This window comes from Anabaena sp. AL93 (assembly GCF_001672085.1).
GTDB classification, from domain to species: domain Bacteria; phylum Cyanobacteriota; class Cyanobacteriia; order Cyanobacteriales; family Nostocaceae; genus Dolichospermum; species Dolichospermum heterosporum.
In genome coordinates, this window is the sequence record NZ_LJOU01000140.1 from 1 (window position 1) to 10,499 (window position 10,499).

Annotated in this window: 7 protein-coding genes; 4 read left to right on the forward strand and 3 right to left on the reverse strand. The window is 38.3% G+C overall.

Annotated elements, in window-relative coordinates; all coding sequences use genetic code 11:
• Window positions 1-391: 391 nt before the first annotated feature.
• Window positions 392-4,279, reverse strand: coding sequence for a hypothetical protein (locus AN486_RS24635; protein WP_290602866.1), 3,888 nt, complete (start codon window positions 4,277-4,279; stop codon window positions 392-394).
• A 1,051-nt stretch (window positions 4,280-5,330) separates the two neighbouring features.
• Between AN486_RS24635 and AN486_RS24640 the strand changes: the two genes are divergently transcribed.
• From AN486_RS24640 to cobT, 3 genes are all read left to right on the forward strand, one after another.
• Entirely contained in the window at window positions 5,331-6,029 is a 699-nt protein-coding gene (locus AN486_RS24640) for a Crp/Fnr family transcriptional regulator (protein WP_290602867.1), read from the forward strand.
• Between the two features lie 14 nt (window positions 6,030-6,043).
• Window positions 6,044-6,754, forward strand: a complete 711-nt coding sequence (locus tag AN486_RS24645) for a DUF2232 domain-containing protein (RefSeq protein WP_027404394.1) — start codon at window positions 6,044-6,046, stop codon at window positions 6,752-6,754.
• A gap of 258 nt (window positions 6,755-7,012) precedes the next feature.
• Entirely contained in the window at window positions 7,013-8,116 is a 1,104-nt protein-coding gene (gene cobT, locus AN486_RS24650) for a nicotinate mononucleotide-dependent phosphoribosyltransferase CobT (RefSeq protein ID WP_053540311.1), read from the forward strand.
• On the opposite strand, the gene AN486_RS24655 is transcribed toward cobT, so the two are convergent.
• Window positions 8,110-8,457 carry a hypothetical protein gene (locus AN486_RS24655; RefSeq protein WP_053540310.1) on the reverse strand — a complete coding sequence of 116 codons (348 nt, stop codon included), beginning with the start codon at window positions 8,455-8,457 and terminating at the stop codon, window positions 8,110-8,112. The two genes, cobT and AN486_RS24655, sit on opposite strands and share 7 nt — an antisense overlap.
• Before the next feature lie 251 nt (window positions 8,458-8,708).
• Here AN486_RS24655 and AN486_RS24660 point away from each other — a divergent pair, with 251 nt between their 5' ends.
• Entirely contained in the window at window positions 8,709-9,839 is a 1,131-nt protein-coding gene (locus AN486_RS24660; protein ID WP_290602868.1) for an extracellular solute-binding protein, read from the forward strand.
• On the opposite strand, the gene AN486_RS24665 is transcribed toward AN486_RS24660, so the two are convergent.
• On the reverse strand, window positions 9,836-10,369 hold the full coding sequence (locus AN486_RS24665) for a hypothetical protein (protein ID WP_233455540.1): 534 nt from the start codon (window positions 10,367-10,369) through the stop codon (window positions 9,836-9,838). The two genes, AN486_RS24660 and AN486_RS24665, sit on opposite strands and share 4 nt — an antisense overlap.
• Window positions 10,370-10,499: the final 130 nt, after the last annotated feature.

The window sequence follows — 10,499 nt, forward strand, 5'->3', positions numbered from 1 at the left end:
GAATATACAAACGACATTGCGTTATCAAAAAGTTACATCATCACGAGCAGAGGAAATCGCACAACTTGCTTTTAATACTCTAGTCAAATACTAGAATGATTTTCTCAAGACTAAACAAGAGCAAGTATATATTTTTCACTTAATAATCTTATTTAAATTATTTAAGGAGAGTATGTATTGTACTCTGCCTCAGAAAAATAAGGTTTCCTATTTCTTAACCATAAAACGTTGCATATTGCAAGCATCTTTACAAATCTTTGCATCGTGTCCCATTTTGCGCGTATCCCGGCTAGACCCCTAACTCAACAAATGCGTTGCCAGGACGGGCAAGATGCCCATCCCACAAGATTGGATTATCTTTTTTGTGAAGTTCTCTAATTAAATTCGGTGATTAAAGTAGGTAACTATATGGTTCTTCCAGTGATTGTACGGTACTGGATTTGATGGCATCTAAATAACGCAGTAATAACTGGACTTGTTGAAGATTGGGACGATAGGAAAGATTGCCTTGTTTTTCAAATAGTGGTGGAGAGTTTATGCCTGTTTTCAGGGACTCAATCGCTTTATAATCGAGGTTTTCCTGAGAGTGATGGGTAAGCCAAAGGTGATCTGAAGTCCCAGGAATTAAGCCCGGTGGTAGTTCACCTTCTAAGAAAGCTAATAATCGCTGTTGACAGATGCGGGTATTAATACCACGACTTTCAAATAAGTGTAAGACTTCACCAAAGGATAAAGAACGATTGGGTAGTAGTTTTAGCAGTTCAGAAAACAGGAAATAATCTGTGTATTGTTGTTTGGGTATGTCTAAAACTTGGGGATGCAAAGGTAACATAGTTAAACCTAATGCCACGCGACTACAATTGGGAGTGCCATTTTCACCCAGGTATAAGTCTTGAATAATTTTGGCATTAGGCAGTTTTTGCCGTAACCAACGGTTAATTGTGCCAACGGAAGCTACACCACCACTGAGGACGGCTTGATTAATGGCTTCGGTGGGAATACCACGAGCTACTAATAATTTGTTAAGTTCTCGATTGAGACGACGGACAAAGGGAACAAAGACTTGACTTTCCAGGTCTCGGCGCTGTAATACCCAACATTGGTCGGCAAATTCTAGGGTAAAGGTTTCTTGGTGCTGTAAAATCAATTTCAACGCTAAGGCTGCATCTAATAAAGCTTGTCCCAGGAGGGAACTTTCTAGGCGTTGTTGGAGACGAATTCGCGCTTCTGTGTCTGGTTCACCAACTTTGGGTAATGATAAGGCTTCTAAACCCAAGTTAGAAAATTGCATTTGGTCTAAACCTGGAATCGAAGGTTGCCAATGCCAAGGATTTGTGTTGGTTGGTTCATGATGAGATTGCCCGGGTTGACGGGGTTGGCGGGATTTTGGTGGTAGTAGTAATTGACAAATAATGTCCTGTTCAATGCCTTTGCCAGAGTAGGCAAAATTGTGCAGCATGAAGTCTTTGTATGTCAGTTTTTCCAGATTTGCTGGTATATCTACCAAGGTCATTTCTACTTGCGTTGCGCCAATATTAATGGCTAAAGTGTTACCTAATAGGGGATAATCACTGGTTTTTAAAGGGCGTAAACCTTGATTTTCGCTAATTTGGATAGATTGACCATTAGCACTGTCTAATTCTGGCAGCAAACTGGCGATCGCTTCCTCGACAAACAAGATTTGTTGGGGATGAGAAACAAGTTCACTGGTGACAATCGCTTCCCGCACATTAAAACGATATTGTTCATTCCAACTGGAAGGACAAGTACAGATAACACCCGCGATATTCTTAATTACTCCTGAAAAAGTCGCTGTATTCATGCCCACAGCATTAGCAATTAAAGCCGGTGTGGTACTGGTTTGAATAGACCTGAGAGTTGATAATAACTTAGAAAGCGATCGCACTACCCAAATTAACGGACCTGCGGAAAACTCGTTCAATTGCAACATCGGCTCCCATTTTTGCCGTTCTTGCTGATAGGGAACTGCTATTTGCAAATAAGGCTTTAACTGTGCTGAATAAAGATGAGGGGAAAAATCTGATTCTCCACTTTTCCCCTGATGAGAACCTGAATTAGTAGGTAAATAAACTTCTGCGGGTAACCGGAATGATTGCTGAAAACTAGAACCATCAACTTGACTTTCGGCTGACCAATAAATTGGATAAACTATCAATTGAGAGCGATTTAATAAAGCCGCAGAAATTCCCGTCGTCCCAATATCAATTCCTAAATACCAACTGGCATCCAAAGTATCATTAGAAATCAGATTATTCTCTTCTTCATGGTAAATTGATGTTTGATTATTGGTAGTTGGAGATTGCTCCTCAGTGAGTGGAGATTGCTTAACATATTCTGGTTCAGCCTCTACATCTGTCTGAGTTGTTAAACTTAAATCTACTTCCTGACCCGAAACTATATTTACACTATCAACTTGACTGGTAGAATCTAACTTAGTTATAGATTCTCCAGCATAATTTAATGGTTGATCAAAATTAGCTAAATCTTGATCTAATTGTTGCAACTGCTTGGCATCTAAAACAATTTCTGGTATTTCCGAAACATCATTATCTAATACAGACAGCAAATTTTCCCTAGCAGAAGCAGCAACAAAGTTATTCAATACTAACTGCTGATTTTCTGTTTCTGTGTCTGCATTATCTAATTGATTGATAACTTCTGACGGTAATATTTCATTACTAGTATCCACTAATAAATCAGTTAAAACTGTAATTGTATCAACAGGATTTGGTTCTTTTTGAAGTTGTCCTACTACTTCTTTTTCTTCTGGCAAAAATGGGACTTTAATTTCTGTGGGCGCAGGAGCAATTATTGTTTGTGGCTCGTGATTCTCATCATCGTCTTTTGGTTCTGCTAACATAGCAGTGTCAGCTATACTAGAAAATGTTGAACTGTTAATTTCCAGTGCTGATAAATTATTACTGACCTCTTCAGCCGCAATGGGTAAACTTTCATTTTCCCTAAATTTCAGATCAGGAGAAAAGGAGAAATTTAACGATGAGGAAATTTCAGTATTAAAGAAACTTGCATAAAGTTCATCTACTTCATCAGTATTTGTTAACTGTAAATCTTTAGCAGATTGTGATTGATTCTGTAACAATTCTGTAGCCATATTAATTGGCAATATTTCCGCCTCAGAATTTTCTATAGATATATCTTCTGAGGTTTTTGATTCTTCAATAACCGAAGATTCAGCTAATGATGGTGATGTTGCCACAAGATTTTCTATAGATATATCTTCTGAGGTTTTTGATTCTTCAATAACCGAAGATTCAGCTAATGATGGTGATGTTGCCACAAGATTTTCTATAGATATATCTTCTGAAGTTTTTGATTTCTCAACAACCGAAGATTCAGCTAATGATGGTGATGCCGATACTATTTGAGGATTTAAAGGAGAGATAGAAGACTCATTAATCAAAACTTGCTGTTGTAAATATTGAGTCAAATTATTGAGGAAATTTGCCATTAATTGTTCACCCTGTATCCCCTGATCGTGCATTTTAGCTAATGCCTGAGACAAGGAATGATAATAGGCGTTAATATTACGTTCTAGTGCTTCAAAAACACTATTGACAGTTCCATCTAAAGACAGTAAACGTTGATCTAAATTCCGAGCTAAATTTGCTAACTGTTCTATCCGTTCTGCTGATTCTAAAATCGGTTGAATACCAGAAGTAATTGCGTCTAGGTTCTGGACATTAGCGTTAATTATTAACCCAGAATTTGATTGTAAATGTGGTACTAAACGACCCATGAGGACTTCTAAAAAATCAGAAATCATCTCCTGTTGATTAGGTAACTGCTGGCTTAATGAAGAGTTTTGTAGTCGCTTTTGCTCTAGTTGTCTAATTTCCTCAATCAAATCTGCTCTTTCTGCCAATAGCCTGGATAATTCTGCTTGTAAAGGCTGAAATAAAACCGTTATTTCTTGTTTGGTTTGCGCGGTTTCATCACTACTTGTCTCTGGTGGGTGTCCAGAAGACTCTAAAATAGATGGAAGGTGCTGTTGATTAAATTGTGTCAACAGAGATGAAAATCCTGGTGTGGGAGATGATTGAGTAGTTTCTGGTAGGACATCATTCTTTGATACTTCATCTTCCTCCAATTGCACTAAAAAGCTACGCACTCGTTGTAAAATCTCTTTTTCCTGTTGTCCTTGGTTAGAAAGGAACTTAGAAAGACCTTTAGCACTATGAGACAGTAAGTGATCAATATCTGCAATTAGTTGGTGAATTTCATCAGTATGGTAAGTCACGTTAAATTACCTTAGTTAAAAATGTACGTTGATTTGTAAGAGACTGACAATTACAAAAAAGGGAACAGGGAACAGGGAACAGGGAACAGGCAATAGGCAATAGGCAATAGGCAATAGGCAATAGGTGATAGGCAATAGGTGATAGGCAATAGGTGATAGGCAATAGGTGATAGGCAATAGGCAATAGGCAATAGGTGATAGGTTATAGGCAATAGGCAATAGGCAATAGGCAATAGGCAATAGGCAAGAGTAAAGAAGTTTTCAGCGATTTTACGTTTCTTTATAGAGTTTGGTTTTATTGTGTTCACCTACTTATAGCCATATTTACTGATAAAGACAGTGAAAAAAATTGTAGAAGGAATACCTTCGCCAAATTTCAAAAAGCCTTGATTCGTAGGTCATGTTGTTTACTTTAGCGTGCCGGAGAGATTAGGCACAACCCAAAAAATGCGTATTTGTTGCGCTGTCGCTCAAACCAACCTACAAAAAATGGCGAAGGTATTGATACGATTAAGGTTTAGCTAGTTTCTCAGTGTAGGATGCAGTTAATGAGATTGCGTGATGTTGGTCATGCACTCTCGTTGAGGATACACGAAAATCAAATAATACTTCTATATTAGTCAATATTGTCAATCAGTATTTACCACAACAGTGACAACAATCTCAGAAAAAAGGTTATATTAGGGGTATATTTTTACTTTTTTACATAACATAGTTAGTCCAATTTAAGACAATCTCTGTTACAATACCTTGTTCATTTTTTGTAGGTCAGGTTAAGCGACAGCGCAACCCGACGCATTTGTTGGGTTATGGCTTCGCCACACTTCGTGAACGTACCTCAATCCAACCTACAAATCAAGACTTTTTTCGATTTGGACAAGGTATTGCTGTTAGAGATGATTTTACTATGATGATGTAGGTTTAGAATCAATTACGTTCCACAACCCAACCTACCGGATAATGACTTTTTAGGCTTAACCGAGCAGTATTGGGTTTAGAATAACGATCTTAGTGTTGTGATGATAGCAACTTTAATAAACAAGATGCCCTGATGGAAGAACGATATAATACAAATAATGCATCCCATACATGGATGATTACAGCACCATTTTTTCAAGGCTTGCCAGAACTAGGCGTAGAAAAGGTTCTAACTCATCTTGTTACTCGTACTCATCCAGCTAACCAAGTAATTTTACTAGAAAATGACTGGGGAGGTTCTGTATACTTTATTATAAATGGATGGGTAAAAATCCGTACATACAATTTAGAGGGGAAAGAAGTAACGCTAAATATTATTGGTAGAGGGGAATTATTTGGGGAAATGGCAGCGTTAGATGAAGTCCCCCGTTCTACTGATGTTATTACTCTAGCAGAGACGACGATTGCGAGTATACCTGCTCAGGATTTTGTGAATTTGCTGCAAACAGAACCTTTAGCCGGCGTGAGATTGGCTCAATTAATGGCGAGAAGGTTGCGACAGGTTAACAAAAGATTACGTCTTCGGGAATCAGATAGTCAGTCACGGGTGGCTGATACGTTGCTATTTTTGGCAGAGGGACAAGGAAAACAAGAGAATGCCGGCACGCAAATTCCTAATTTACCACACCGAGAGTTAAGTAGTTTAAGTGGATTGGCACGGGAAACTGTGACAAGAGTGCTGACAAAGCTAGAAAAAAAGGGTTTGATTGTGAGGGATCAAGATAGAATTCATATTCCAGATTGGTCAGCTTTGGAAAAAACTATAGTTTAATTTAGTTGTTTGGCATGAGTATCGTTGATTCCCTACCAGAAGAACCAGAGCAAGATTCATCTCCTGAATCTCTTTCCCAACCCCGATTACAGTACCAACCTCTGAAGGTTGAAAGTACCTTAAGGATGGTGGAAACGGCTTTTTTAGCCAGTACGGCGAGTTTAATTTGGTTTATTAATTTTTATTTTCCTTTGGGTCCAGTATTGCGGGTATTTTTCCCTATTCCTATTGCTTTGGTTTATTTACGTTGGGGTAAACGAGCAGCTTGGATGGCAGCGGTGACTTCTGGGTTGTTGTTGTCTGTGTTGATGGGTCCGGTTCGGAGTTTATTATTTGTCATGCCTTTTGCCTTGATGGGTGTGCTGTTAGGGGCGACTTGGTATCGCCGTGTACCGTGGATTGTTTCTATTGCTTTAGGGACGCTGCTGGGGACGCTGGGGGTGTTTTTTCGCCTGTGGTTTTTGTCGGTGCTATCGGGGGAAGATTTGTGGGTTTATGTGATTACTCAGGTGACGGAAATTATTGAATGGATTTTTTTAAAATTGGAATTGTTAATGACTCCCAATTTACTATTAATTCAATTGGGAGCGATCGCTCTTATTCTTCTCAATAATTTTATTTACTTGTTTATAGTTCATCTTACGGCTTGGTTACTTTTAGACCGTTTAGGCAATCCCATTCCCCGTCCACCTCATTGGGTGCAGGTGTTGATGGATTATGAATAAGTAGGTTGGTGTTGAAAATTGTCGTTATGGCAAGGCAAAAGGCAAGAGGCAAGAGGCAAGAGTGAAGAGGGTTTGGGCGATTTTACATTTCTTTACACAGTTTGGTTTTATTGTGTTCACCTACTTAGTCATAACTATGATTTTTTTGATTAATTTGATGAAGATGATTAATTATAAAAGTCATAACTATGATTAATTTGATGAAGATGATTAATTAATCAGGAAAATCAGGAAAATCAGGAAAATCACAGTTTAGATATGATTAATATTTACACCCAAGTTCCCCAGGGTGAAGCATGGCTCAATCGTTATCGCGGTAAATTACCGATATTTGCCTGTGTTTTAGGATTTACAGAAACTGGTTTGATTCCTGGGATTTCTGCCGCTGGTTTGACTCCAGATGATCGCCGATATACGGCTTGTGCTGATGCGGAATTTCTCTATTACGGCGCTGAATATCAACCTAAGTACCCTCTGCCACCTTTGACTTCGGGGGCTTCTCCTGTGCTAATTTCGCGGGCGGTGGTGGCTAATTTAAATATCCCTGTTTACTTATTTAATGCCGGATTACCACATATTCCACCTGTGCCATTAATTGAGTTGGGTGGTGCGCCGGCAAGATGTTTAAGTGGGGGTGCGGCTATGAATGTAGATACTGTTAAACATTTACTAGCTGAAGGATTACGTTGGGGTTCTCAATTAAGTTCTCAATTAAATTCTGATAGGTATTTAATTATTAGTGAGTGCGTTGTCGGTGGCACAACAACGGCTTTGGCAATTTTAACTGGTTTGGGGATTGATGCTGCTGGCAAAGTTAATAGTAGCCATCCTGTGTGTAATCATGGGCAAAAATGGGATTTGGTGCAGACTGGATTGGCAAAAATTCCTCCGTCAGTTGATCCTTTAGAACTGGTGGCGGCGGTAGGTGATCCTATGCAGGTGGTAGTAGCAGGAATGGCGATCGCTGCCAGTCGAAGTTGTGGGGTATTATTAGGTGGAGGTACACAAATGTTAGCAGTTTATGCTTTAATTCAAGCGATCGCTCACAGATATGACCTATCTTGGCAACCCGCAGAAATTGTCATTGGTACAACCCGTTGGGTAGCAGAAGATTCCACAGGCGCAACAATTGACTTAGCCCAAAGTTTCAATAAAAATAGCATCCCCCCCTTGTTAGCCACACAATTGAGTTTTGCTAATTCCCGATATCCCCAATTTCAAGCTTATGAACAGGGTTTTGTGAAAGAAGGTATTGGTGCCGGTGCGGCTTGTATTGCTGCTGCTTTAAGTCGAAATTGGCAACAAAATCAACTATTAGCAGCAATTGAAGCCCAACTTGAGCAACTTAGCACCCATCAATAAACCCTCTGTTTGAGTAACTGTTCTTCTAAGGCAGCAATCCGATGATATGCGGCAGTTAACTGAGTTGTTAGCCGTTGAATTTGAATTTCTGGTGTTATTTGTTTATCTATAGCCTGATAACTCATTTCGGGAATACTATCAAGTAAAATATCCTTATGCTTCCATTCTTTTAACTCATTTGCCGGCTGCTTTTTTTCCAAATAATGCTCTATGGCTGGTAATTGCCGTAAAGATGAATCTGACAAAGCTTGAGATAGGCGCATATCAAGCCTTTCAATCACTTCATGGATGGCATTAACCTGCTGGCTTAACGTGAGAATTTGTTTTTCTAATGATTCCATTTAATACCTGCACCAAAAAAATATTTTCTCTATGTTATTCACTTTACCGACAATCTTAGTTATACTTATGAATTATTTAACTTTTGATGACTTTCATCAAATTTTAATGCCATGTATAGAAGTAAATCAATAATATTGATAAGTTGGGCAACTTTACTTTTCCTTACATATTACTCTTATGAGAAGCCGCTCCGCGTCTACGGTTTTTTCCCGTTCACCTACTTATCATCCGTAATTATACATATAGAACTATGGACAGACGATCTTTTTTATTAAGTATAAGTACCTTAGCACTTTCTCAGGCGATCGCCGGCTGCGGAACAAACCAGCAACCACTCTTAAATGTCCAATTATTAAAAAATTCTATCCCCGGTCAGGTAGTTAATCAGTTTCGGAAAACCGTAACTCAAGAGGGTAAATTAAAATTTACCCCAATTAATCAGTTGGAGGATTTATTTAAATTATTACAAACCTGGCAACAACCACCGACTAATAATCAGCAACAATGGACTCGTTATTTACCATTCAATCAAAATCAAAAATCACCAACTGCCAATTTAATCACATTGGGAGATTATTGGTTACAAACAGCAATTGATCAAAAATTAATTCAACCATTAGCAACAGCAAATATCAAAAATCTAGTTAACCTCAATCAAAAATGGCAACAGATAATTAAGCATGACCAAGAGGGTAAAATTTGGGGCGTTCCTTATCGGTGGGGAAATACAGTAATTATTTATAATCAAGAAAAGTTTCAACAATTGGGTTGGACACCAACAGATTGGAGTGATTTATGGCGGAGTGAATTGCAAAATCGCATTTCTTTACTAAATCATCCCAGAGAAGTCATTGGTTTAGTTTTGAAGAAATTAGGAAAATCTTATAATACAGACAATATCAATCAAATCTCTGCCTTAGAAACGGAATTAAAAGCATTAAATCAACAAGTCAAATTCTATGATTCTAAAAACTATCTAGAACCACTAATTATTGGGGACACTTGGTTAGCAGTTGGTTGGTCTGATGATATTATCCCCATCATCAATCGTTATCCAAAATTTGCCGCAGTTGTCCCCAAATCGGGAACAGCAATTTGGGCTGATTTATGGGTAAGTCCCACAGGTGTTAATAATGACAGTTTAGCATACCAATGGCTAGATTTTTGTTTACAACCCAATACATCTAAACAAATTGCCCTACTAACTAAAAGCAATTCTCCCATTGACAAGACTATGGTTAATGGGGATATTCAGAAGCAGTTACAGAATTTATTATTAACTGATTCAGAAACTTTTGCCAAAAGTGAATTTTTACTGCCTTTCCCTCCAGCAGTGATGAAAGAGTATGAAGATTTATTTATGAAGATCAAAAAATCCTAATTTGACAAAGCAAAACTGAAACCGACTTGACTTCGATGATTCATCTGAAGCCGACAGGAAGCAGGACTTTGAGAAAAATTGCAGGTGTACGTTGCTAAAGCTTCTTTCTGGTAGTTAAAAATTCGGATATTGTAACCAAATTTACTAGCTAGGCTACCTAAACGATTCACAAAAACATACTTACCAAAATAGTCTAATAAGCCCCAAATTTGCTGATTAACAATTAAATCTGCCCGGGGTGGTTCTGTTTGCGAGGGCGGGTAAACTATCCAATTATCTAAAAGTTGTTTTTCCGAGTTTTCCTTAGCCCACCATAAACTAGGAACTGTTAATTTTTGGGGATCAATAGTTTTAGCTGTGATGATATTATCCTTTGATTGGGTAAGTAAATCTAGCTGCAAAGGTGCATCAGAGGGGAGAAAAATATTTTCTGCTTTTGATGGGAGAATGGGTAAAAGCGAAGCAGTAAAAAACCCCATTGCTAATAATAACAGTGGTTTTTTACGGATAAATAACTTATTGTTAGTCATAGCTTTGATACTTGATATTTATTTCCCATAATGTTCATGGTTCAATCGAGAAAATCCTGATTGAAATATAAAAATTTTATGGAGGAGGAGTTCAGAAGTCAGAAGTAGGGGGAGTGGGGGGAGTAGGGGG

What these genes read in the sequence shown, in the direction of transcription:
- cobT (WP_053540311.1), top strand. Translation starts at nt 7,013, where the DNA reads ATGATTAATATTTACACCCAAGTTCCCCAGGGTGAAGCATGGCTCAAT.
- AN486_RS24665 (WP_233455540.1), bottom strand. Translation starts at nt 10,369, where the DNA reads ATGACTAACAATAAGTTATTTATCCGTAAAAAACCACTGTTATTATTA.
- AN486_RS24655 (WP_053540310.1), bottom strand. Translation starts at nt 8,457, where the DNA reads ATGGAATCATTAGAAAAACAAATTCTCACGTTAAGCCAGCAGGTTAAT.
- AN486_RS24660 (WP_290602868.1), top strand. Translation starts at nt 8,709, where the DNA reads ATGGACAGACGATCTTTTTTATTAAGTATAAGTACCTTAGCACTTTCT.
- AN486_RS24645 (WP_027404394.1), top strand. Translation starts at nt 6,044, where the DNA reads ATGAGTATCGTTGATTCCCTACCAGAAGAACCAGAGCAAGATTCATCT.
- AN486_RS24640 (WP_290602867.1), top strand. Translation starts at nt 5,331, where the DNA reads ATGGAAGAACGATATAATACAAATAATGCATCCCATACATGGATGATT.